The sequence below is a fragment of the Pseudoalteromonas sp. ECSMB14103 genome (assembly GCF_000813065.1).
Classification (GTDB): Bacteria; Pseudomonadota; Gammaproteobacteria; order Enterobacterales; family Alteromonadaceae; genus Pseudoalteromonas; species Pseudoalteromonas marina.
In genome coordinates this window covers 145,851-169,618 of the sequence record NZ_JWGY01000002.1, presented here as the reverse complement: position 1 = coordinate 169,618, position 23,768 = coordinate 145,851, and the positions used below count along the sequence as shown (strand labels likewise).

Below are 23,768 nucleotides of genomic sequence, written 5' to 3'. Positions count from 1 at the left end.
AAAGAATTAACGAACTTTAGCGTCAATCTCAACTAGGTCAGTCAAATGGCAGGTTTCACCACTATGGGTTTTAATGCCATGCTCACCAAAATAATCACGCTGGGCTTGAACTAGGTGCCCATTACTTGGTGTTGTTAACGTTGCTAAGTAAGTTTGTGTAGAGCTTAATACAGGAAACGCCAAACCAGACATAACAGCTTGTCCTGTTATCTTACGTAGTGCATTCGCCTCTTTATCGAGTGAATCTATAAATTCGACTCCTTGCGCCACGCTATCTAGGTAGTCAGCTCGAATAATACAACCTGCACGCCAAGTTTGTAATGTTTTCGACAAATCAACTTTCCACTGGTGTGTACGAGATGCGCCTTTAATTAGTGCTAAACCTTGGCGATACGCAAGTAAACTAGCAAGTGTAAATGCATCTTTAAGCTCTTCGAGATCAATATCAACGATATTGGTTGATTTTGAAGCGTACGTCATTTCTTGTGCAGCGGTTGTATCGCAGGCATTAGTTAGGTGTCTGGCTTGAACAGCAGCGACAAGTGATGGTACTGCAATTCCTAACTCTAGCGCGTTTTGTGCAGTCCACAAACCTGTACCTTTAGCACCAACTTTATTATCAATAAGGTCGACTAGTGGCTCATTTTTATCATTTTCAAGGGTTAATATGTGGCTAGAGATCGAAAGTAAGTAACTATTTAACTGCCCTTGTGACCACTCATCAAATATTGCAGCTACTTCTTTTGGAGAACGGTTAGTTCCTGAGCGTAGTAATTGATACATTTCTGCAATGAGTTGCATAAGTGCATATTCAATGCCGTTGTGAACCATTTTAACAAAGTGTCCACTTGCCGATTGGCCAACACGTGCAAAACAAGAGCTACCATTGTAACTTGCAGCTACTTTTTCAAACCATGGTTCAATACGTTCCCAGCCACCTTCTGACCCACTTGCCATCATTGCTGGGCCATGGCGGGCACCTTCTGCACCACCTGAAATACCCATGGTGGCAAACTCAAATTTATTTTGGTATTTAAGTTTACGCGTAATACCATCTTTATAATTACTGTTACCACAATCAACTATAATATCATCACACTCTACGCCTGCGTTTACCAGTTCATTACAAACGGTATCTACTAACTCACCCGCAGGAACAAGTAATAAAATAGAACGAGGTGCTTCTAAACGCCTTACCATGTCTCCTAAATCAGAAACAATGTGAAGTTTGTCAGCCATGCCTTGAGATTTAGCACAACTTATTAACTCTTCACCCGCATGTGGGTTTTTGTCATAAGCAACAAGCGTTATCCCCTTTTCTATCAAATTTAGGGCAAGATTTTTCCCCATAACGCCTAACCCGACTAATGCAACTTGCATTTAGTGTCCTCCTCGGTAACAACTATTTGGTTAGAAAATTCAATGTATTCATTCAATAATACCGCATGCTTTATACGTATACAGTAATAAAATACTAACAATGAGCCAATACAAAGTAATATTTCACTACAGGTATAAAAGCCTCGCAATTATATCAAATATCATCGAGCAAAGGGTGACTAAAAGCAAAGCAAATTAAAATTATGATCATTGACGCATTTTGACACCGGTGTCATAATGATGACACAATAGTTTTGTATAAAATAGTGGCAATTCTTTTAGCTTTGCCTACAACTAAAGATATAGCTTTATAAAGCTATATCTATCGTAAACAAAATAACCGTCAACCTGCTTTCACCAAGCACACAGGAGAAATTGATGCTAAGACGCACAAAAATAGTCGCTACCCTTGGGCCCGCTACCGATAGAGATAACAACTTAGAAAAAATTATTCGCGCAGGCGCAAACGTAGTACGTTTAAACTTCTCACACGGTGTGGCTCAAGATCATAAAGACCGTGCACAAGCAGTTCGTGATATTGCAAAACGATTGAACAAACATATTGCTATCCTTGCCGACCTTCAGGGTCCTAAAATCCGTGTATCAACGTTCAAAGAAGGCAAAGTAACCCTAGAAGTGGGTGCTAAGTTTATTCTTGATGCAAAAATGGAAAAAGGGCAAGGCGATGTAAGCGCTGTAGGTATCGATTATAAAGAGCTTCCACAAGACGTATCTCCTAACGATTTACTTCTTTTAAATGATGGTTTAATTCAACTTACAGTTGATAAGGTAGTTGATCATCTAGTTCACTGTACCGTTACAGTGGGAGGTGTTTTATCAAATAATAAAGGGATTAACCGTTTGGGCGGTGGATTAACTGCCCCTGCATTTACTGATAAAGACAAAGAAGATTTAATCACAGCAGCAGAAATCGATGTAGATTATATTGCGGTATCTTTCCCACGTAGTGGTGATGATATGCGTTACGTTCGTTCTTTAGCTGAAGCAGCTGGCTCTAAAGCGCAACTTCTTGCAAAAATTGAACGTGCTGAAGCTGTAGAAACGCAAGAAGCGATTGACGACATTGTACTTGCTTCAGATGCTGTTATGGTTGCGCGTGGTGACTTAGGTGTAGAAATTGGCGATGCTGCGTTAATGGGCAAGCAAAAGCTTATTATTCGTCGTGCTCGTTCATTGAACCGTACTGTTGTTACAGCAACACAAATGATGGAATCGATGATCGATAACCCAATGCCAACACGTGCTGAAGTAATGGATGTTGCAAACGCAGTGCTTGATGGTACCGACGCTGTAATGCTTTCTGCAGAAACCGCAGCGGGTGATTACCCTGAAGAAACAGTAGCGACTATGGCGCGAGTTTGTTTAGGTGCTGAGTCACAAAAAGAAACACACGTATCTAAGCACCGTTTAGATAGCCGTTTTTCTAATAATGCAGAATCAATTGCATTATCTGCTATGTATGCAGCAAACCATTTAGACTCTGTTAAAGCTATTGTAACGCTTACTGAATCAGGTAGCACAGCAAAACTAATGTCACGTATTAGTTCGGGTTTACCAATCTACTCACTATCTCGTCATGCTAGTACGCTTGGTCAAACCGCACTTTATCGTGGTGTTTACCCTGTGTTTTTTGATTCAACACAAACAGAAAAAGATGCAATGGTTAAAGCAGCTTTAGATACGCTTGTTGCCCAAGGATCATTAGCGTCAGGTGATACAGTGATTTTAACGCATGGTGATTCAATGGAAACGGTTGGCGCAACAAATACAATGAAAATTGTTACTGTTGAGTAATTAACGCTTTAAAAAAAATGCGAGCTTAGCTCGCATTTTTTATTTCTAACTATAATTTTAGCTCGCTAATGCTGCTTTTACTTTATCTCGGTAACTTCGGCTTACTTTTAACTCTTGTCCATTTTCTAAAACAAGTAAATACTCGCCACTAACCTGTGTTACTAATTTACTGATTTGTTTTGTATTTACAATTGCGCTGCGATGAACCCTAACAAATAAATGAGGGTCGAGCTCTTGCTCAAGTTCTTTCATTGTTTTACGTAATATATGTGTTTGTCCATCTTGGCAATGTAAACACATATAATCACCTGCTGCATCAACCCATTGAATGGTTGCTGCTGGAACACGAATAATTTCGCCCTGCTCTTTTACTGCCAACGACTCTGGGTAACGTTTATCAGCTAAAGTATCACCGGTTGCCAGCTTTTTGAGAATTTCTTCACAGTTATTTCCGGTAATGCCAGCTACAAAACTCGCGAGTTTTTTCTTATGGGCGTTGTCTTGTTGCGTTTTTAAATAGGTATGCACTTTTTCTACCGCCTGTTTTAGTCTGTTATCATCAACGGGTTTTAAAATGTAATCCAATGCATGAATTTCAAATGCTTTTACTGCAAATTGATCAAATGCGGTAACAAACACGATTGCAGGTAGTACTTTAGTGCTTTCACTTAACGCGCGAGCAACTTCAAAACCATTCATGCCTGGCATTTGAATATCTAAAAATACTAAATCTATTTTTTCGTTTTTACACGTCTGTATTGCATCTGCACCTGAACTGCATAATTTAATAACTTCAATATCATCAAATTCTGAAAGTCTTACATCTAAACCTTTGCGCGCTAATGGTTCATCATCAACAATAAGCGTTCTGATTTTCATCATTTCTTCACAGCCTTCTCAAACGGCACTCGCAGATTAACTTTTAATCCACTTGGCGTATTATGTGATAATACAAACGAATAATTATTTTCGTAGAGCGTTTTTAATCTATCTTTGGTATTTGCAATGCCAACACCTTGTGCGTTAACAAGCTTGCCATTTTCTAATTCTGTGCCAGGCCCGTTATCTCCCACTTCAAGGAGTAATTCGTTAGCAAACACTTGGGCTTTGATATCAATTACACCACCTTCAGATAAGTGGGCAATCGCATATTTAATTGCGTTCTCAATAATAGGTTGCAATATAAGACTAGGCACAAGCGCTTGTTTTGCTTGTTCACTTACGTCTATGTTTACCTTTAAACGTTCATCAAAACGTACTCTTTCAATATCAAGATATAGCTTTAACGCATGTAACTCTTGCTCAAGCGGTACTTTTTTTATGGGATCGGTATTTAATGTGTATCTTAAAAAGTCACTCAATTTAGAGACCATTAAGTTAGCATCTTTATTTTCTTTTACCAAAACTAATGTTGAAATTGCATTTAGCGTATTAAATAAAAAATGCGGATTAAGCTGATACCTAAGCATTTTTAATTGGGCTTCGTGGGCCATTGTAGTGGCTTTTAATGCTTTTTGACGTTCACTTTGCAATAGCTGATAATATTTAACGCCAAAGTACAAACCACTCCAACACAAAATAATGTAAACAGAATCCAATCCTTGTTGCAGGTAATAAAACCACTCTTCTGGCCTGTAACCATGGCGATATATTTCCCATAGATTAAATTTTTGTACAACAGCCCATAATGTACCCGTTACATAAGATGCACCAAACACCACTAACATCAGCACTATAGGTGAAGCATTCCAAACTGTACGGTAAATATAGCGAAGAGGTACTGTCATAAGACAGCCAGCATAGGCATTTAATAATATGACGAATACGTAAATATCACGCATTTCAAATACTTTAGAACCAATGTAATTGACAAGCGCATACCCTATCCAGCCCGCAATCTGCAAAAGCCAAAAAAATCGCTGACGGTTATCAATTAAAGATTGCCAATTCAAAATTTACACTGTCTCCAAAATAGTAACTACTTTAAAATCTATTCTTAGCTTGTATTTATTAATAACTAATTAATTTTATAAATAAACTAATTCATATCATCGCCTATTATATAGATTTACGAGGCTGTTTAGCACTACCGCCTATCTTAGTTTTTAATACAATCAACGCAAACTTAACTTACGCGCAATAAAAAAGCGAAAGGTGTTACCCTTTCGCTTTCGTTAATATGTTGATAGTTATTATTTAAGCAAGTTTATCTGACGCAACTTTATAAGTAGGATCTTCTATTACATTTACTTCAACTAAATCACGCGCTTTGTGCAGTAACTGAGTACAGTCTTTACTTAAATGACGCAAATGAAGCTGCTTACCCGCTTTAGTATATTTATCAGCTAATGCGTCAATAGCCTCTATTGCACTGTGATCTGATACACGGCTATGTTTAAACTCTACAATAACGTTCTCTGGGTCATTTTTAACATCAAATAATTCAGAAAAGTTTTTAACTGAACCAAAAAATAATGGCCCATGTAACTCATATACTTTTGAGCCTTCTTCATCAATGTAGTTAGTTGTGTAAATATGCTTAGCATGTTGCCATGCAAAAACAAGTGCAGACACAATTACACCTACACACACTGCAATCGCTAAATCGGTAATCACCGTTACACCTGAAACCAACACGATTACAAAGGCATCTGACAATGGAACGCGCTTCATCATTTTAAAACTTGCCCATTCAAATGTACCAAGCACAACCATAAACATAACCCCAACAAGTGCGGCAAGTGGGATCATTTCAATTAAACTTGAGGCAAAAATGATAAATGCGAGCAACATTAATGCTGCACTGATACCTGATAAACGTGAACGACCGCCAGAATTAATATTAATCATTGATTGGCCAATCATTGCACAACCACCCATTGCACCAAAAAAGCCACACGTTATATTTGCAGCGCCTTGGCCAATACACTCTTTGTTACTGTGGCCACGCGTTTCAGTAATTTCATCAATTAAGCTAAGCGTTAATAATGACTCTATCAGGCCGATAGCAGCAAGTATCAGTGCATAAGGGAAGATAATTTGGAGCGTATCTAAATTAAATGGCACCATAGGAATATGAAACTCTGGCAACCCACCTGCGATTGTTGCCGCTTCGTCACCTGTCATCCCTTTTAAAAAATCTAATACGGTATGTGCTTCAAGGTCTAAACCAATCACTAAGCCAGTCACCGTTACAATCGCAACCAAAGACGAAGGAATAGCCGTTGTTAACTTAGGAAGGAAATGAATAATTCCCATAGTTAGCGCAACCAGCCCTAGCATAATAAACAATGGTTCACCCGTCATCCATTGCTGACCGCCCATACCGTCAGGTACTTTAAACTGACCTAACTGGGCTAAAAATATAACAATAGCTAAGCCGTTTACAAACCCTAGCATTACAGGATGCGGTACCATACGAATAAACTTACCGAGCTTGAATATTCCCGCGAGTATTTGCAAAATACCCATCAACAGCACGGTTGCAAAGAGATACTCAACACCATGATCAAGTACTAAACTTACCATAACAACCGCTAATGCACCGGTAGCACCTGAAATCATACCAGGGCGGCCGCCAAATATAGCCGTAATTAAACCTACGATAAACGCGGCATATAGACCAACTAAAGGTTCTACATTTGCTACAAAGGCAAACGCAACAGCTTCTGGCACTAAGGCTAACGCCACAGTTAAACCAGATAGAATATCGTTTTTAGCAGAGCTTGGCGCCCTACTGAGTAAGTTAAACATTGAGATCCTCAGGTGTGTTTTGGGTATAAAAAAAGCGCTAAATTCTAGCAAATTAGCGCTCATTTAACAATTACATTGTCTTTTAAACTAAATAGCTCTAAAAAGTTATTCGTTTACAAAGGAAGAGAAGTGCTTCGTTTTACACATGTCATTGTTACGTTTGAATGCACTTCCTGTACATATTCTAAACTTAATAAGTTATCTCTAACAAAATGTTCGTAACCCTCTATACCTTGCGAGATTATACGTAACATAAAATCCATGGTACCAGCCATTGTATAACACTCAGTTACTTCATCATAACTCATGATTAGTTTTTCAAACTCAGCCAGATTTTTTTTTCCATGGTTAGATAAACGCACATGTGCGTATACCAGCATATCAAAGCCTAGTTTCTTTTCATCTAACAATGCCACTTTGCTTTTTATATAGCCGTCTTGCTCAAGTTTAGCAATTCGACGCCAACAAGGTGATTGAGATAAGCCGACTTTATCTGCTATTTCAGCAGTTGATAGACTTGCGTCTTGTTGCAAAAGTGCCAAAATTTGGCGATCTACGTGATTTAGAGACATTTTATTTCTTATTTATCAAATAAACTGGTTAAATTATACAACCATTTTAAAAAACAATCTGCTTATTTTTAGTTTTTCTATGTATAAATTATTCATAATTAATACATTTAATTCACTATCCGTACTGCCCACTCACAAAAGGGTTCGTTTTAATTTCATGCTCTACTGTTGTTTCACTGCCATGCCCCGACAAAATCGCAGTCTGCGCCGGCAAGGTTAATATATTAGCCTTAATAGATTCTATAAGTTGTTGACTATTGCCTTGTGGAAAGTCGGTTCGACCCACAGAGCCTTTAAATATAACGTCACCAACAATTACGCATTTATTATCTTGTTCATAAAATACAATATGTCCTGGCGTATGACCTGGGCAATGCATTACATCGAATTTTAATTTACCTAGGCTCAAAGTGTCACCATGCGATAGCCACTCATCTGGGTAAAAAGGATCAATAGGAGGAAAACCAAACATTTGAGCTTGCATTGGTAAATTATCAAACCAAAAACGTTCATCCTTGTGCGGGCCAATAATTTTAATATCAAACTGCCTACGAAGCACGTCAGCTGCACCAACATGGTCTAAGTGCCCATGGGTTAACCAAACAGCTTTTAAGGTTAAACTATTACTCGTTAAAGTAGCTATTATCTTATCGCTGTCACCACCGGGGTCAACAACGATTGCTTCTTGAGTACTTTCGCAAGCTATTATTCTGCAATTTTGTGCAAAAGGTGTCACTGGTATTGTTATAATTTTCATCGCTATATTTCTTTATCTTTTTGTTCTGGTATTGCTATTTCTTCTTCAAACGACATAAGTATTGGATACTTTAAATAAGCTTGGTCATAAAACGGGCTATGCTCATACAACCAGTTTAAGCGAGCATTAGCATCATTAGTGAATGACTTATCATTTTTTAGCTTTTTATCAAATGCTAATGCAAGTTTTGGATTATCTTTTAGCATTTGACGGGCAAACGGGATTAGTGCGTAGTTTTCCATGTATTCTGTTCGTTGAAAAACAGTATTAAACTCACCCCATGCAAAAAATGAATCCGGTGCCTCCGGGTGCAGCAAATGAACAGCTAATTCTCCTGCCTTTTGTTGAGTTGTAACTTCAAACCAACCGTCTAAATTTACATTAATAGCAGGCTTATAATCAAAATTAGCCGTTACTCTAAATCGTCCTTCAAACGGTGACTTAGCAAAAGAGTACTTATCTATTTTGGCCTGTTTTAATGGTTGTGTATTTTCACCAACTAATTTGTTCACAGACACACCATGAAGCGATAACTTCTCAATTAAATCCGTGTAAACAGGTGGTATAAAAAATGCCTTAGGCACTTCAACACGCTTTTGTACGTCTTTTTGCCAATATACAGGGAGGTTTGTATATGATTCTTTCTCGCCAATATATTGAACTTCTGTTTGACCTGATAACGTACTCATTTTTGAGGTATAACGAATACCTTTGAATTCAATTTCAACAGGGGTTTTACTATACCCTCGTTGAACAATAAGCTCTTTTGGCACAAATGCCTGTTCTTTTTTTACTGCATTAGCTAGTTCATGGCTGTGATTTGATAAGGCATCAATTGCACCATCAATAAATACATAAGTTCCTAATACACGTTGCTTATAGGGTTTCAGGGAATGGTTTTCGACTAAAATTGTAGGTAAAGACTTTAAGTCGCCCCAACCATTTGAAAACCGTGGTGTAGCAACCCAACCTGCAAGCCCTTCTTTAAAGTTTCGCTTATTCATAACAAATACAAGTGGTCCAGGTATATGGCCTTGCGATGCTAACTTTTCATCTATTACAGGTTTGAAGTATTGGTCTAGCGCAGCTGATATAGCAGGTGATTCGCTCGCAAAAACCGGGTTATACCCATAGGTGACATCGTATTGATAATCTGCACCGTCAGTAACGTGCACATCAACATACAGATTTGGGTTATAGTCATTAATAACCTTCAAAACACTTTTAACTTCGGGTGTATCAAGTTTTGTAAAGTCACGGTTTAAATTTAAATTATTTGCATTAGTTCTAAAACCCATTTTACTTGGGCCGCGTTGATTAATACGGTTGAAGTGGCCGCTTCTTTCATGTCCGTCAACGTTTAAAATTGGGATAAACAAAATATTTACTTTCTTTAAAATATCCCTGCGTTTGCCTGTCGCTATATCGCGTAACAACATAAACATGGCGTCTTTACCGTCAATCTCGCCAGCATGAATTCCCGCTTGAACAAGCACTGTAGGCTTGGTGCTATTAGCAAGCTGATCTGCATCAAAAAAACCTTGCTCACTCGCTACAACCATTTTAATAGCGCGCTTACTATTACTATAACCAATTATTTGCGATTTGAATTGAGTTGGGTTTGCAGCAACTAAACGCTCTACAAAAGCCATTGTGTTTTTGTAGTCAGGAGATATATAACCATCTGAAAGTTCAAAATCCGTTGTCAGAGGACCTGCCTGTTGTATCAGCGATAAGCTTTGTCCTTGCCAAGGTAGCAAAGGTGGTAAATGGCTGTCGTAAGTCATACTTGCAGATAAAAAGAGTAAGCTGGCTAACATATTATTCTCAAAAAAACGCTTTAATGACCAAATTATAACAACTTAACTGATCGTTACGAAAAAACTGCGGTAGTTCAACAAAAAACACAGCCTAAGGTAAGTTAATAATGGATCAAAAATGCTTTATTAGTATTTCAGCACAATTAGCATCCAATTAAATACAGCTGGGTCTTTAAATTAATAACAGCTTATCTTACTCGGGAACTTAGAGTAGCTTTTATGTGGTGGGGTTTTCAAAGCAAATTTTAGGCACAAAAAAAGGAGCCAATGGGCTCCTTTTCAGTTCTTATAAAAAAGCTTAAGCGGCTAGGCCTTCTTTAGCTTTTTCTACAAGCGCTGCGAATGCAACTTGGTCGTAAACAGCGATATCTGCAAGGATCTTACGATCGATTTCTACAGAAGTCTTTTTAAGACCATTGATAAAACGGCTGTAAGACAGACCATTTTGACGTGAAGCAGCATTGATACGTGCAATCCATAATTGACGGAAAGTACGTTTCTTCGCACGACGGTCACGGTAAGCGTATTGACCCGCTTTAGTAACAGCCTGGAAAGCTACGCGGTAAACACGTGAACGTGCTCCGTAGTAACCTTTTGCTTGTTTTAAAACTTTTTTGTGACGTGCACGTGCGACAACGCCGCGTTTAACTCTTGCCATTTCTAAAAACCCCTATTAAGCGAACGGTAACATACGTGAAACTAGACCATGGTCATTTTTATGAACCATCATCTTAGGACGTAGGTGTAACTTACGCTTAGAAGTTTTCTTAGTCAGAATATGACGAAGATGCGCTTGTTTACGCTTGAAACCGCCAGAAGCAGTCTTTTTGAAACGCTTAGCAGCGCCACTGTGACTTTTTAGCTTATAAGCCATTGCAATAACTCCAATTGTATTGCCTTTAAATTAGTAAGCAGGCGTGAGGTATATTTCTATAGCTCCACTTTTAGGCCTAACTTACTGCCATGTTCCGGTGAAAGCCCAACATAAAATGTTGCAACTTTACTTTAAAACCGGTTAACTCAGGTGAATATTTGCATATTGCTTGCAGACCTGAGCTAAATTCGGTGCGCATTATTACTTAAAAATTACTTTTTAGCAATAGGTGCCATCATCATAACCATTTGACGGCCTTCAACGCGATTTGGGAAAGACTCAACGACTGCTAAATCTTCTAAATCACCTTTAACGCGGTTTAATAGTTCGATGCCAATTTCTTGGTGAGCCATTTCACGGCCACGGAAGCGGATGGTAATTTTAGCTTTATCGCCAGCTTCTAAGAACTTACGTAAGTTGCGAAGCTTAACCTGATAATCACCTTCATCCGTACCAGGACGGAATTTGATTTCTTTAATCTGGATTTGCTTTTGCTTCTTCTTCTGCTCTTTCAGTTCTTTGCTTTTTTCAAAGATGAACTTACCGTAGTCCATAACCTTACAAACAGGCGGCTCAGCGTTTGGGCTAATCTCTACAAGATCAACACCCGCTGCATCAGCCATAGCTTGTGCGTCTTTTAATGACTGAATGCCAGCTTGTTCGCCGTCGATGTCGATTAAACGAACTTCTTGAGCTGTAATTTCTTCGTTAATACGATTTTTTTGAGCTGTTTGTTGCCCTTTCTTGCCGCCTCTAATGGTACGTTCCTCCAAGAATATCAATAATATAAGCGTGTAGATGACTTTTAGTTACAGCCCTACACGCTCGATTTTTACTGTCGATTTTTAATCTCTTCGCTTATTTTAGCTACAAAGTCATCGACATTAAATTTACCCAGGTCTTCACCTGTTCGCGTACGAACCGCTACTTCTTGTTGTTCAACTTCTTTGTCGCCAACAACCAGTAAGTAAGGTATACGCTTTAATGTATGCTCACGGATTTTAAAGCCAATCTTCTCATTTCTCAAGTCAGCAGCAGCTCTAATTCCAAGTTTATTTAATTTTTGTACAATTTCGTGCACGTAATCTGCTTGTTTATCGGTAATATTCATGATTACCACTTGCTTTGGAGCAAGCCACGTTGGGAATAAACCAGCGTATTCTTCAGTTAAAATACCGATAAAGCGCTCAATTGAGCCTAAAATAGCACGGTGTATCATAACTGGAGTGCGTCGCTCGTTGTTTTCTGCTACATAAGTAGCGCCTAAACGACCCGGAAGTGCAAAATCTAGTTGCACTGTACCACATTGCCACGCTCTGTCTAAACAATCGTACAAAGTAAATTCAATTTTAGGTCCGTAAAAGGCACCTTCACCTGGTAGGTAATCAAATTCAATGTCGTTTGCCTTAAGTGCATCAGCTAATGCAACCTCTGCTTTGTCCCAAATTTCATCGTCACCGATACGTTTTTCAGGACGCGTAGAAAGCTTAACTACAATTTTGTCAAAACCGAATGTCTCATAGGTATCATAAACCATCTTAATACACGCTGAAACTTCGTCCATTACTTGCTCTTCTGTACAGAACACGTGAGCATCATCTTGTGTAAAGCCACGTACACGCATTAAGCCGTGTAAAGCGCCTGATGGTTCGTTACGGTGACAACAACCAAACTCGGCCATACGCAGTGGTAAATCACGGTACGATTTTAAACCTTGGTTAAAAATTTGCACGTGACCCGGGCAGTTCATTGGTTTAATAGCGTATTCGCGCTTTTCAGACTCTGTGGTGAACATGGCGTCTGAGTATTTTTCCCAGTGACCAGATTTTTCCCATAGCGAGCGGTCCATCATCATTGGACCTTTAACCTCTTCGTAGCTGTACTCACGCAGTTTTTCACGGACAAATTCTTCAAGCTCGCGGTAAATGCTCCAACCATCGTTATGCCAAAATACCATACCTGGCGCTTCTTCTTGCCAGTGCCATAAGTCTAGAGCCTTACCAATACGGCGATGATCACGCTTTTCAGCCTCTTCTAAGCGTTTAAGGTACGCTTTAAGTTGCTTTTTATCACCCCACGCTGTGCCGTAAATACGCTGTAGCATTTTGTTTTCTGAATCACCACGCCAGTACGCACCTGCTACTTTCATTATTTTGAAGTTTTGGCAGAATTTCATGTTAGGTACATGAGGACCACGACACATGTCTACGTATTCTTCGTGGTGGTATAATCCTGGGCGATCATCTTTTGCAATGTTTTCGTCCAAAATTTCCATTTTGTATGTTTCTCCACGCGCTTCAAACGTATCGCGAGCTTCTTGCCAGCTTACTGTTTTTTTCACTACGTCGTAGTTTGTTTTTGCAAGTTGCAACATACGCTTTTCAATGGCATCTAAGTCATCTTGTGACAAAGAATGTTCCATATCGATATCGTAGTAAAAACCGTTATCAATAGTTGGACCAATAGCCATTTTTGCTTCAGGGAAAAGTTGCTTAACCGCATGACCTATTAAGTGAGCACACGAGTGACGAATAATCTCAAGTCCGTCTTCATCTTTTGCTGTGATGATCTCAAGGCGTGCATCATCATTAATTAGGTCACATGCATCAACACGGTCGCCATTAACACGACCAGCAATGGTTGCTTTAGCTAGGCCTGGACCAATATCGTTTGCAACATCAAGGGTACTTACAGGGTTTTCAAAACTACGCTGACTGCCGTCAGGAAGGGTAATAACTGGCATTATAAATCCTTACATACAGTGGTGACACCTACAATGTATCACGTGTACTTTAAATAAAATTAAATGAGAATGACTCGACAACACTCTTACGAATAAGCATTGACTATTTTTCGCCTAACAGGCTGATGTAGATGCTGAGTCTGCTCAACTACAAAAATATATTGTCGCGTGAGCGAGAAACAATTACAAGTTTAAAGGCGCTGTAATCAATGTTATTTTGCGTAAGTTTGTAAATATAAATAAAAACGATGACAATTTTGAGAAATGCATAGTAAGAATTCACCTTATTGCTTATTCTCGCAATTTATTCGATGTTGCGTATAATACGCAATAATTAAGTTTTATTAGAGAACAGCAATGAGAACATGTGGTGTAGAAATTACCGGTAGTGACGTACTACTTTGTATTTTAAGTAAAGATAACGACGTTTTTGATATTCGCGATGTGCGTCAAACACGTTTTACCTTAGGTAATGGTAACGACACTGAAATAATGCGCAAATTTCAATTTGATTTTGCAAAGCTAATGCAAGATTACCAAATTGACTCTGTTGCCATTCGCGAACGCCAACCAAAAGGTAAATTTGCCGGCAGTGCGAAAGGCTTTAAAATGGAAACCGCTATTCAGCTCATTGAAAACCTTGATGTTCGCGTATTCTCAACTACAGAGATTAAAGAGCAAGTTAAGCGTAACCCTATCCCAATAGCATTTGAGGAAACAGGCCTTAAAAAGTACCAAGAAAATGCATTTGTGAACGCCTACGTATACATAATGAAAAAAACGTATCGTAGTGACGAAATGTAATTTAAAACGTTTAAAGTTTTTTAAATTATGAACGCGCCAATATGGCGCGTTTTTTATTGCTACTATTTTACTGGCTATATCTTTACTTATAATACATTAGTCTAACCACCCTTCTTTTTGTCGACAATGTGTGTTTATTTAGTTCCTAGTTTATGTAATACACACACATCGACACGGAGAAACACATGCACACACAACATAAAACGGTTAAAGAAGTAGAAGTAATAAATTCATTACCGTTGCCTAAAAGCTATTTTAAAGGCTCACAAAATACAGCTTTAACCAATAAAACCATTGGTGCCTACTTCGACTTCATTGTCGACAAAAACCCTAACTCGCTTGCGGTAGTGGTCAATCATCAAAACATTCGTTTAACCTACAAAGAATTTCAAAAAGAAGTGAATCAACTCGCTATGGGGCTATTAGCCATCGGTGTTAAGCCAGGCGATCGGGTCGGAATATGGTCACCTAATAATATACAGTGGTGCTTAACTCAATTCGCTACCGCAAAGATTGGTGCCATTATGGTTTGCATTAACCCAGCCTATCGGCCAAATGAACTTCAATATGCATTAAATAGCGTTGAATGTTCAACACTCATTACCGCTTCACAATTTAAAGGCAGCAACTATATAGAAATGCTAAATAGTCTAGCGCCAGAACTTAAACATTGTGACAGTGGCAAGCTTTCAGCTAAAGCTCTACCCAATCTTAAGAATGTAATTCGTATTGGTGATAATGTAAGCGCTGGCATGTTTTCGTTTTCCGATATTATGCGTATGGCAACGCCAACTCATGAGCTTGAACTTAATGCTATTGCTGCAAATTTAAATGCCGAACAGGACATAAATATACAATTTACCTCAGGCACAACAGGTAACCCAAAAGGCGCTACACTCACCCATAAAAACATATTAAATAACGCGCTTTTTGTTAGCGACTCTATGCACTTTACTGAGCACGACAAGCTTTGTATTCCAGTTCCTTTATATCATTGCTTTGGTATGGTTTTAGGTAGTCTGTTATGCGTTACAAAAGGCGCCGCAGCCATTTATCCGAGTGATTCGTTTGACGCCAAAACAACGCTTGATGTAATTGAACAAGAAGGCTGTACAGCATTGCACGGTGTTCCCACTATGTTTATTAGTCAACTTGAGCTCAGTACCTTTAGTGAATATGACTTAAGGTCACTCAGAACTGGCGTTATGGCAGGCTCTACTTGCCCCGAACAAGTCATGCGAAAAGTTCAAACACAAATGAATATGCATCAGGTTTTAATTGCCTATGGGCAAACTGAATGCAGCCCAATCAATAATATAACCGAAACTGATTCATCAATAGAGCGCCAAGTAACAACCGTTGGCCGCGCCCTTGCACATACTGAGGTAAAAATTATTGATGAACTGGGTAACATTCAAAAAATAGGTTTACCCGGTGAAGTATGCTCCAAAGGTGTAGGAATAATGCGCTGCTATTGGAATGACGAAGAAAAAACAAAAGCCACAATAGATAGTGACGGCTGGCTTCATTCAGGCGATTTAGGTGTTATGGATAGCGAAGGGTTTGTGAGTATTGTTGGACGAATTAAAGACATGATTATCCGTGGTGGAGAAAACGTTTACCCTCGAGAAATTGAAGAGGTGCTTTATACTTATCCAGGCATACAAGACGCCGCTGTATTTGGTATCAGCGATGAAAAATACGGTGAAGAAGTGTGTGCGTGGATCCAACCAAAAGAAGATACAACACTCGATGAACAGGCAATTCGTGCATTTTTAAAAGACAAGTTAGCCTACTTTAAAATGCCTCGGTATATTCGCTTTGTAGAAAGTTACCCTATGACAGTGACAGGCAAACTACAAAAGTTCAAAATGCGAGAACAAATGCAAGAAGTATTATCAAGTAAATTATTTTCATAATATAAACTTGCCCAGCATGACACAATATATATGTTGGGCCATTTTTATATGTAATCTTTAATTACTTTATTTTTACCTGTATTTTTTGCTTTGTACATCGCTTTATCGGCTACAGATAGCAATGCTTTCATTTCTGGACAAAGGGCGGAAAAATCAGCTACGACAACGCCAGCAGAAACAGTTACACGTTTAAATGTTGAGTATTCGTGACTTATCGTATCTGTAGCAAAACGATTGGGTAAATCATCAAGCCAGTTTACATTATTTTGATCTAAAATTTTAACTAAAATGAACTCTTCGCCGCCAAATCTAACAACGATATCTGCCTGGAGTTTTTTTAATCGGCTCGCAACATCAATGAGTATGTTATCGCCATCTAAATGACCGTAATTATCGTTATATTTTTTAAAGTCATCGATATCAACCATAGCAAGCGCTAGCGACTGAGATGGCTTTATTTGACTCATTAAGCGTTTACATTCTGAGTCAAAACTGTGTCTATTATGCAACCCTGTTAGCTGATCTATATTCGCTTTTTGTGTTTCTGATAGCTCTGCTTCATATTGTTTACGTAAAAGTATATCAAGTTGATATTGAATACACGCCATCACAATTACGATACTAATGTAAAAGTAAAGACTCCATATTATTGGCGTGGATGAAAACAAATGAACACTTAAAAGGCTTAGCCCCGTAATTGTCCATAAAATAAGTTTATGGCCTAAATGAAGCATGGGTATTGCAGAAAAGGAAGCCACTACAAGCATAGGCCCTCCCTCGTTTAAATAACCATACAACCCAACAAAGGACCAAAATAAATACCCAAATAAAACACAAAATAAAATGCCATAAGCAAAGCAACGATAATGTAAGTATTTTGCCTTTAATTTATTGTTTACATAAACCAATACAAACGACAAACAAACCATCGAAAGCCTAAGAATATTAATAACAGAGGATATAGATTGTTCATCATTCAACCACGAAAGAATAACCAAAATCGTTAAAAATAAAGCAGCTAAATACAAGGCTATATTAGCAAAGTGAACGGTGCTTTTATTAAGTTGATACTGAAAATCTTTTTCTTTGTCAGGCGGAAAATAAAATGTTGCGGGTATTAATTGCATTTTAAATTCCTTTTATACTTTCGTTGGCTTGAAATAATGTGCTTAAAAGCCGCTATTTTTGTATTTATGTGATGGTTGCTTTTTAAGCCATTTAAATTGGTCTAGAAAAGTTAGCCTTTAAATATTATCGCTAAGTTAGATTAATTACAATCTTAGTAAACACTTAAAGATGACTGTCTAAAAAACGTTGGTTATTACAACGTTTTTGGACAAAATATTTATTAGTAATTACTCAGGGCGGTATTGCTGCTGAACGCCTGTTAAGAATAAACGCAGTATTTGATCGTTACACACTCGGTAATGCTTGTTGTCTACTTTACGAGAAAACGCACTTAATTCGTGTTTGCTTAAATCAAAATCAACCAATGCAAGCGTGGCTATTACATCTTCAGCCTTCATGTTTAAAGCAATGCGTAACTTCATAAAGATAATATTATTATTGAGCTTACTCTCTGGTATTGGCTGTACACCCTCGCGTTTACCTCGTTTGGTATTAATAAACCCGTTCAAAAAGGTTGCAAACTCAGTGTCTGAAATTTTAACAAACTCTTGCTCGCCCTCTTTTGCTAACCACGCAATGACTTGCTCTGTTGTTACTGTAGCCTCTGCCGCAGCAAAAATGCCAACCATGGCAGTATCTGTTAAATTAAAGGTATAGCGAAGACGGCGTAAAATATCGTTATTTGTCAAAGTGATTTCCTGAGTAAGGTTTTAAATAGATAAGCAATAGCGCCCACTATTAATTGAGCGCGTAGTTTAGCAGCTTTACAAACCCGTCCCTATTGTTTTAGTAAGGTTAATTACCCAGCACCTTTGCCGGATCGACTCGCGTAGCCTGCCATGCGGGATAAATAGTCGCAAAAATAGCAAGTACGAATGTTGCAATTACTGTAATGCCGATGTCTTCGAGCACAAGCTTACTAGGTAAAAATTCTATAAAATAAACCCCTTCAAGCGGATTAGCACCCATTAGCTGGCTCAGCCAAGCAAATAATTCACTTATGTTTAGTGCTAATACAACACCTATGAACGAGCCAAGTAAGACCCCCACAAACGCTTGCGTTAATCCCTGCATTACAAAGGTTGCTAAAATAGTGCTGTCTTTAGCGCCCATTGTTTTTAAAATTGCGATATTGCCTTCTTTTTCACGCACTTCCATGACAAGAGAAGACACAATATTAAAACTCGCAACAGCAATAATTAAAAACACAACAATATAAACAATGGTACGAACCATTTGTATATCTTGATATAAGCTACCTTGTGTTCTAAACCAACTAGAAATATAGACATAATCGCTAATGGTTTGCCCTACATTAAGCGCTATTTGATGCGCTGAAAACACATCATCAACACTTAACCTTAAACCTGTAACTTGGGTTTCGTCGTAGCCAAGTGTTTGCTGCGCTTTGCTCAAATGTATATAAGCAGCCGTACTATCAATTGGGCCGCCCATTTCAATAACACCTGCAAGGCTCAGGGTAACGCGTTTAGGTGCTAATAACTGACCACCTGCTTGCCCAACCTGAGGAATTAGCAAAGTAATAGTGTCGCCCACTTTTGCGTCAAGTTGCTTTACTATTTGTTGGCCTAAAATAACCTCTTCAGAGGATAATTGGCTCACTAATTTACCTGTTCCAAACTGGTTAACTGCAGAAACATTGCCCTCATAAGAAGGGCTAACACCGCGTATTTCGACCGCTTTTAATTGGCTTTTATACTGCGCCATACCATTAACCGCGATAAATGGGGCTGCTCCCGTTACATGCGGCTGACTTTCTATATTAGCTACTTTTAGCTGCCAATTAGCAATAGGTCTGCTTGGTGCAACATATTCAACCTGAGGTACTACGCTTAGTAAACGATGGACTAATTGTTGTTCAAAGCCATTAATTACTGAAAGGGCAACAATTAAAACAGCGACCCCCAATAAAATACCTATAGTAGACGCTTTAGCTATAAAACTAACAAACCCGTTTTTTTCGTCTTTATGACCTGAGTATGCTCTAAAACGTTTACTTAAAAATGCACTAAGCAACATATTGTGACTCTTTTACCGATAGTTTACCGTCATCTAAGTAAGCTATTTTACCTAGTTTATCAGCAAGCTCTAAATCATGAGTTACCACTACAAAGCTCGTGTTTAAACTCTGGTTTAGCTCATTTATTAAATCATAAATTTTAATCGCATTTTGCTTGTCTAAATTACCTGTTGGCTCATCAGCAAGAACCAACGCAGGTTTAGTAACCAAAGCACGGGCAATAGCAACACGTTGACGTTCTCCTCCTGAAAGTGCAGAAGGTTTATGATCACTTCGATGTGCAAGGCCCACTTTTTCAAGCATGTCGAGCGCCTGTACTTTTGCTTCTTTTGCCGTTAAGCCTTTTATTAACAAAGGCATTGCTACATTTTCTACAGCACTAAACTCCATCAATAAATGGTGAAACTGATAAATAAAACCTAAATTTTGGTTTCTAAAAGCCGCTTGTTCAGTACGAGATAACTTAGCAACTTCTTGATTTTTAATTTTAGCAATACCTGCAGTGGCAGTATCAAGCGTTCCGAGTATATGCAAAAGCGTACTTTTACCAGAACCAGAACTACCTACAATAGCGAGCATTTCACCTTGCTGTAGCGCTAAATCTACGCCTTTTAGCACTTCAACTTGGTTGTTGCCATCTTGGTATACTTTGCTTAAATTTTCACAACTAATTACTAAATTATTCATAACGCAACACCTCTGCTGGTTTTACTTTTGCGGCTTTGCGCGCAGGATATAAGGTAGCTAAAAAGCTCATAGCAATACTGGCAAACGCAATTATTACTAAACTAAGCACATCAAATTTCACAGGTAGTTCAATGCCAGCAAGTAGACTCAGGCCAACTAATTCAAGAAGCTCATTTATGTATAAACTCAGTAGCACCCCAAAAAAAGCGCCAATTAATGTTCCAATAACGCCATTGTAAAGACCTTGAACCATAAATACTTTTTGCACCTGCGATGGTGTAAGCCCAAGTGTTTGAAGTATCGCAACTTCCCCTTGTTTTTCACTCACCATCATTGTTAAGGCAGATACAATATTAAACACAGCCACCAGCACAATAAGTGCAAGTAACATGGACATGATCCGCTTTTCCATTGCTACTGCGGCAAATAACGTGCCTTGGCTGCTTCGCCAATCTGAATAGTTGTAACCTTTTAATATAAGTTGGCTTGCGTCCGTAAATTGGTCCAATTCAAAGGGTTCAAAAAGTGACACACTTAAATTTGGGGCAACATTTTTATTTAACTTTAAAACACGCTGAAGCGATGGCCCACTTGTGAAAGCGAGTGCCATGTCTATTTCAGAGCCCGTTTCGTATATTGCTGCAACTTTAAATAAACGCTGGCTAGGCACACGCCCCAAAGGAGTATAAGTAGATGCATTTGGCATGATCACACGAAGTTTATCACCTAAACTAACACCTAACTTCCGACTCAAATAGCGGCTTATAGCAATGTTATAATTACTATTAAGTACTGTTTGCCAATTGCCTTGTACTATTTTCTCAGTAACTTTGTATAACGCACCGTTATTGTCATATAAACCTTGCAGTAATACACCGTGAAGATCTTTATTGGTTTGCAAAATAGCTTCGCCTTGGCGATACAAATTAACATGTTTCACATATGAAGATTTAGTGAGATCTGCCTTTAAACTCGTTATTTGCTCTGGGGTGTGCTGATCAGATTTAACCTCAATGTGCGGAATAAGGCCAAGCATATTAGTTTTTAAGCTATGCTCAAAACCATTCATTACACTGCTTACGGTAAATAAAGCCATTAAACCGATAGCAATGCCGGCAATAGAAAAAAAAGAAATAAACGATATAAACGCATTCCCTTTTGAGGAGCGGCTGTATCTAAGTCCTATAAATAAGCTAACCGGTTGAAACATATAATTTAAAACATTTATGCTAAAAGTGTGTGGCTATAGTAGCACGAACTAAGATGAATTGAATATGACCATAAATGTAAGAAATAATTTATAAATCTGATACTTGGCTGATTTTTCAGCAATTCACTTATAGCAATTTATTCTTTAAGGCCAGCAACTAAATAGTCGAGTAATACACGTACATTGGTAGCTACAAACTGACGTGGTGGATAAACCCCCCACACACCTTCTTGCTTGGGTTGGTAAGACGTTAAAATAGGCACTAACTCACCACTATTAAGCTCATTATCTATGTAGTAATCAGGAAGTTGCACAATACCTAAGCCTTTTTTAGCGCCATCAACAAGTGCCCAACCACTGTTGCAATGTAATCTGCCAGCAATTTTAATGTGTTTTTCACGCTCATTTTCGTTTACACGCCAATAACTACTATTCCCTACTAAACACTGGTGGTTATGTAGCTCACCTAAGGTATGTGGCTCACCAAAGCGCCTTAAATAAGAAGGCGATGCACACATAATAAAGCGCCGATCACTTAACCTTCGCGCTTTTAAGCTCGAATCTTTTAAATGGCCTAACCTGATTGCTAAATCAAACCCGCCTTCAAGTAAATCTTCTTGTTCGTTACTTAGGTTTGCAATAACTTCAACATCGGGGTGATCGTGCATAAAATTGTGCACAATAGGCATAATAAAGGTTTCGCCGAACATTACCGGGGCTGTTAGTTTAATTTTTCCTTTAGGGGTTGTTTGATGTGATGCAAGGCCCTGCGTAGCATCGTCCATTGCATGTTGTAAGTGTTTTATTTGGTGTAAAAAAACCTCACCTTCTTTGGTAAGAACAACTTTTCGTGTGGTACGCGTTAAAAGCTGGGTATTTAAACGTTGCTCAAGGGCTGTTACATGACGGCTAATATGGGCAACCGAAAGGCCCAGTATCCTAGCTGCAGCAGTAAAGCTTCCTTCCTCACCGACTGCAATAAATTCGTCAATCCCATCCCAACGCGCCATTATTACCATACTGTAAAAGTGTTTTAATAAATAAGAGATTATCATTATATGAGAAACAAATACAATAGTCCTATTACCCAAACAAATTGGGTCTACAATTGATATTAAATAACACTACTAAGGATAAACACATGTCTGATTTTATTAAATCAAAAGCGGCGATTGCTTGGGGGCCTAACCAACCTTTAAGCGTTGAAGAAGTTGATGTAATGATGCCTAAAAAAGGCGAAGTAATGGTGAAAATTACTGCTACTGGTGTTTGTCATACCGATGCATTTACGTTATCAGGTGAAGATCCAGAAGGTATATTCCCAGCTATTTTAGGCCACGAAGGCGCAGGCGTTGTTTATGCCGTTGGCGAAGGTGTAACAAGTGTTGAAGTGGGGGATCATGTAATTCCACTTTATACCGCTGAATGTGGCGAATGTAAAATGTGTACATCTGGCAAAACTAACCTTTGTTCAGCCGTACGCGAAACACAAGGTAAAGGCTTAATGCCAGACGGCACAACACGCTTTTTTAAAGGCGGCAAACCAATTTACCACTACATGGGTACGTCTACATTTTCTGAGTACACAGTACTTCCAGAAATTTCACTCGCCAAAGTAAACAAAGAAGCCTCTTTAGAAGAAATTTGTTTATTAGGGTGTGGTGTTACAACCGGTATGGGTGCTGTGACTAACACTGCTAAAGTAAAAGAAGGCGATACAGTTGCGATATTCGGCCTTGGCGGCATTGGTTTATCAGCCATTATTGGTGCAAAAATGGCGGGCGCGAGTCGTATTATTGGTGTAGACATTAACACCAGTAAATTTGACCTTGCCACTAAACTTGGCGCAACCGATTTAATAAACCCTAAAGATTTCGACAAGCCAATTCAAGAAGTAATTGTTGAAATGACTGACGGCGGCGTTGATTACTCATTTGAATGTATTGGTAACGTTGATGTAATGCGCTCTGCCCTTGAATGTTGCCATAAAGGCTGGGGGGAATCGGTAATTATTGGTGTAGCCGGTGCTGGCCAAGAAATTTCAACTCGTCCTTTCCAGCTTGTTACTGGCCGTGTATGGCGTGGCAGTGCATTTGGTGGCGTTAAAGGCCGCTCGCAACTTCCTGAAATAGTTGAGCGCTATATGGCAGGCGAATTTGCCTTAAACGACTTTATTACTCATACAATGAGCCTTGAAGAAATCAACGATGCATTTGATTTAATGCACGAAGGCAAAAGTATTCGTACTGTAATTCATTACTAAAA

General features: G+C 38.7%; 21 protein-coding genes. 4 read left to right on the top strand and 17 right to left on the bottom strand.

The genetic code is table 11. The features are described from left to right. Window positions 1-6: 6 nt before the first annotated feature. Window positions 7-1,380: an NADP-dependent phosphogluconate dehydrogenase gene (gndA, locus tag RF53_RS05800; protein WP_039036907.1), complete on the bottom strand. Its 1,374-nt coding sequence runs from the start codon at window positions 1,378-1,380 to the stop codon at window positions 7-9. 378 nt (window positions 1,381-1,758) lie between these two features. Here gndA and pyk point away from each other — a divergent pair, with 378 nt between their 5' ends. Beyond that, window positions 1,759-3,195, top strand: coding sequence for a pyruvate kinase (pyk, locus tag RF53_RS05795; protein WP_039036906.1), 1,437 nt, complete (start codon window positions 1,759-1,761; stop codon window positions 3,193-3,195). Window positions 3,196-3,252: 57 nt separating this feature from the next. Here the strand turns inward: pyk and RF53_RS05790 are convergent, their stop codons facing one another. The 10 genes from RF53_RS05790 to thrS all read right to left on the bottom strand — a co-directional run bounded on the left by RF53_RS05790 (window position 3,253) and on the right by thrS (window position 13,714). Then, window positions 3,253-4,077, bottom strand: a complete 825-nt coding sequence (locus RF53_RS05790; protein ID WP_006794465.1) for a LytR/AlgR family response regulator transcription factor — start codon at window positions 4,075-4,077, stop codon at window positions 3,253-3,255. Beyond that, window positions 4,074-5,147, bottom strand: a complete 1,074-nt coding sequence (locus RF53_RS05785) for a sensor histidine kinase (protein WP_006794466.1) — start codon at window positions 5,145-5,147, stop codon at window positions 4,074-4,076. Before RF53_RS05785 ends, RF53_RS05790 begins: the two co-directional genes overlap by 4 nt. 244 nt (window positions 5,148-5,391) lie before the next feature. Further along, entirely contained in the window at window positions 5,392-6,948 is a 1,557-nt protein-coding gene (locus tag RF53_RS05780) for a SulP family inorganic anion transporter (RefSeq protein ID WP_006794467.1), read from the bottom strand. A 113-nt stretch (window positions 6,949-7,061) separates the two neighbouring features. After that, window positions 7,062-7,520 carry an Lrp/AsnC family transcriptional regulator gene (locus RF53_RS05775; protein ID WP_002960703.1) on the bottom strand — a complete coding sequence of 153 codons (459 nt, stop codon included), beginning with the start codon at window positions 7,518-7,520 and terminating at the stop codon, window positions 7,062-7,064. Between the two features lie 115 nt (window positions 7,521-7,635). After that, window positions 7,636-8,277, bottom strand: coding sequence for an MBL fold metallo-hydrolase (locus RF53_RS05770; RefSeq protein ID WP_039036905.1), 642 nt, complete (start codon window positions 8,275-8,277; stop codon window positions 7,636-7,638). A 2-nt stretch (window positions 8,278-8,279) separates the two neighbouring features. Then, window positions 8,280-10,097, bottom strand: a complete 1,818-nt coding sequence (locus RF53_RS05765; RefSeq protein WP_039036904.1) for a M14 family metallopeptidase — start codon at window positions 10,095-10,097, stop codon at window positions 8,280-8,282. Between the two features lie 298 nt (window positions 10,098-10,395). Beyond that, window positions 10,396-10,755 carry a 50S ribosomal protein L20 gene (rplT, locus tag RF53_RS05760; protein WP_002960711.1) on the bottom strand — a complete coding sequence of 120 codons (360 nt, stop codon included), beginning with the start codon at window positions 10,753-10,755 and terminating at the stop codon, window positions 10,396-10,398. A 15-nt stretch (window positions 10,756-10,770) separates the two neighbouring features. Then, window positions 10,771-10,971, bottom strand: a complete 201-nt coding sequence (rpmI, locus tag RF53_RS05755) for a 50S ribosomal protein L35 (RefSeq protein WP_002960713.1) — start codon at window positions 10,969-10,971, stop codon at window positions 10,771-10,773. A gap of 212 nt (window positions 10,972-11,183) precedes the next feature. Further along, a complete protein-coding gene (infC, locus tag RF53_RS05750) occupies window positions 11,184-11,744 on the bottom strand; it encodes a translation initiation factor IF-3 (RefSeq protein ID WP_006794470.1) in 561 nt (186 codons plus the stop codon). A gap of 59 nt (window positions 11,745-11,803) precedes the next feature. After that, on the bottom strand, window positions 11,804-13,714 hold the full coding sequence (thrS, locus tag RF53_RS05745) for a threonine--tRNA ligase (protein WP_039036903.1): 1,911 nt from the start codon (window positions 13,712-13,714) through the stop codon (window positions 11,804-11,806). A gap of 357 nt (window positions 13,715-14,071) precedes the next feature. Here thrS and RF53_RS05740 point away from each other — a divergent pair, with 357 nt between their 5' ends. Beyond that, entirely contained in the window at window positions 14,072-14,518 is a 447-nt protein-coding gene (locus RF53_RS05740) for a DUF3010 family protein (RefSeq protein WP_006794749.1), read from the top strand. 185 nt (window positions 14,519-14,703) lie between these two features. Continuing rightward, window positions 14,704-16,437, top strand: a complete 1,734-nt coding sequence (locus RF53_RS05735) for an AMP-binding protein (protein ID WP_039036902.1) — start codon at window positions 14,704-14,706, stop codon at window positions 16,435-16,437. A gap of 44 nt (window positions 16,438-16,481) precedes the next feature. On the opposite strand, the gene RF53_RS05730 is transcribed toward RF53_RS05735, so the two are convergent. From RF53_RS05730 to RF53_RS05705, 6 genes are all read right to left on the bottom strand, one after another. Beyond that, complete coding sequence (locus tag RF53_RS05730) at window positions 16,482-17,564, bottom strand: GGDEF domain-containing protein (RefSeq protein WP_039036901.1); 1,083 nt, start codon at window positions 17,562-17,564, stop codon at window positions 16,482-16,484. A gap of 228 nt (window positions 17,565-17,792) precedes the next feature. Next, window positions 17,793-18,254: a DUF1456 family protein gene (locus RF53_RS05725; protein ID WP_039036900.1), complete on the bottom strand. Its 462-nt coding sequence runs from the start codon at window positions 18,252-18,254 to the stop codon at window positions 17,793-17,795. A gap of 106 nt (window positions 18,255-18,360) precedes the next feature. Continuing rightward, entirely contained in the window at window positions 18,361-19,605 is a 1,245-nt protein-coding gene (locus RF53_RS05720) for a lipoprotein-releasing ABC transporter permease subunit (RefSeq protein ID WP_039036899.1), read from the bottom strand. Next, window positions 19,595-20,293, bottom strand: coding sequence for a lipoprotein-releasing ABC transporter ATP-binding protein LolD (gene lolD / locus RF53_RS05715; protein ID WP_006794753.1), 699 nt, complete (start codon window positions 20,291-20,293; stop codon window positions 19,595-19,597). The genes RF53_RS05720 and lolD overlap by 11 nt, the downstream gene beginning before the upstream one ends. Next, entirely contained in the window at window positions 20,286-21,503 is a 1,218-nt protein-coding gene (locus RF53_RS05710; protein ID WP_039036898.1) for a lipoprotein-releasing ABC transporter permease subunit, read from the bottom strand. Before RF53_RS05710 ends, lolD begins: the two co-directional genes overlap by 8 nt. A 137-nt stretch (window positions 21,504-21,640) precedes the next feature. Next, window positions 21,641-22,513, bottom strand: coding sequence for a LysR family transcriptional regulator (locus RF53_RS05705; protein ID WP_200888041.1), 873 nt, complete (start codon window positions 22,511-22,513; stop codon window positions 21,641-21,643). A gap of 131 nt (window positions 22,514-22,644) precedes the next feature. Here RF53_RS05705 and RF53_RS05700 point away from each other — a divergent pair, with 131 nt between their 5' ends. Next, a complete protein-coding gene (locus RF53_RS05700; protein ID WP_039036896.1) occupies window positions 22,645-23,766 on the top strand; it encodes an S-(hydroxymethyl)glutathione dehydrogenase/class III alcohol dehydrogenase in 1,122 nt (373 codons plus the stop codon). The last annotated feature ends 2 nt before the right edge of the window (window positions 23,767-23,768 follow it).

Bases quoted from the DNA above. Each gene is read 5' to 3' on its own strand.
- gndA (WP_039036907.1), bottom strand. From the start codon at position 1,380: ATGCAAGTTGCATTAGTCGGGTTAGGCGTTATGGGGAAAAATCTTGCC.
- pyk (WP_039036906.1), top strand. From the start codon at position 1,759: ATGCTAAGACGCACAAAAATAGTCGCTACCCTTGGGCCCGCTACCGAT.
- RF53_RS05790 (WP_006794465.1), bottom strand. From the start codon at position 4,077: ATGATGAAAATCAGAACGCTTATTGTTGATGATGAACCATTAGCGCGC.
- RF53_RS05780 (WP_006794467.1), bottom strand. From the start codon at position 6,948: ATGTTTAACTTACTCAGTAGGGCGCCAAGCTCTGCTAAAAACGATATT.
- RF53_RS05775 (WP_002960703.1), bottom strand. From the start codon at position 7,520: ATGTCTCTAAATCACGTAGATCGCCAAATTTTGGCACTTTTGCAACAA.
- RF53_RS05770 (WP_039036905.1), bottom strand. From the start codon at position 8,277: ATGAAAATTATAACAATACCAGTGACACCTTTTGCACAAAATTGCAGA.
- RF53_RS05765 (WP_039036904.1), bottom strand. From the start codon at position 10,097: ATGTTAGCCAGCTTACTCTTTTTATCTGCAAGTATGACTTACGACAGC.
- rplT (WP_002960711.1), bottom strand. From the start codon at position 10,755: ATGGCAAGAGTTAAACGCGGCGTTGTCGCACGTGCACGTCACAAAAAA.
- rpmI (WP_002960713.1), bottom strand. From the start codon at position 10,971: ATGGCTTATAAGCTAAAAAGTCACAGTGGCGCTGCTAAGCGTTTCAAA.
- thrS (WP_039036903.1), bottom strand. From the start codon at position 13,714: ATGCCAGTTATTACCCTTCCTGACGGCAGTCAGCGTAGTTTTGAAAAC.
- RF53_RS05740 (WP_006794749.1), top strand. From the start codon at position 14,072: ATGAGAACATGTGGTGTAGAAATTACCGGTAGTGACGTACTACTTTGT.
- RF53_RS05735 (WP_039036902.1), top strand. From the start codon at position 14,704: ATGCACACACAACATAAAACGGTTAAAGAAGTAGAAGTAATAAATTCA.
- RF53_RS05730 (WP_039036901.1), bottom strand. From the start codon at position 17,564: ATGCAATTAATACCCGCAACATTTTATTTTCCGCCTGACAAAGAAAAA.
- RF53_RS05720 (WP_039036899.1), bottom strand. From the start codon at position 19,605: ATGTTGCTTAGTGCATTTTTAAGTAAACGTTTTAGAGCATACTCAGGT.
- lolD (WP_006794753.1), bottom strand. From the start codon at position 20,293: ATGAATAATTTAGTAATTAGTTGTGAAAATTTAAGCAAAGTATACCAA.
- RF53_RS05710 (WP_039036898.1), bottom strand. From the start codon at position 21,503: ATGTTTCAACCGGTTAGCTTATTTATAGGACTTAGATACAGCCGCTCC.
- RF53_RS05705 (WP_200888041.1), bottom strand. From the start codon at position 22,513: ATGGCGCGTTGGGATGGGATTGACGAATTTATTGCAGTCGGTGAGGAA.
- RF53_RS05700 (WP_039036896.1), top strand. From the start codon at position 22,645: ATGTCTGATTTTATTAAATCAAAAGCGGCGATTGCTTGGGGGCCTAAC.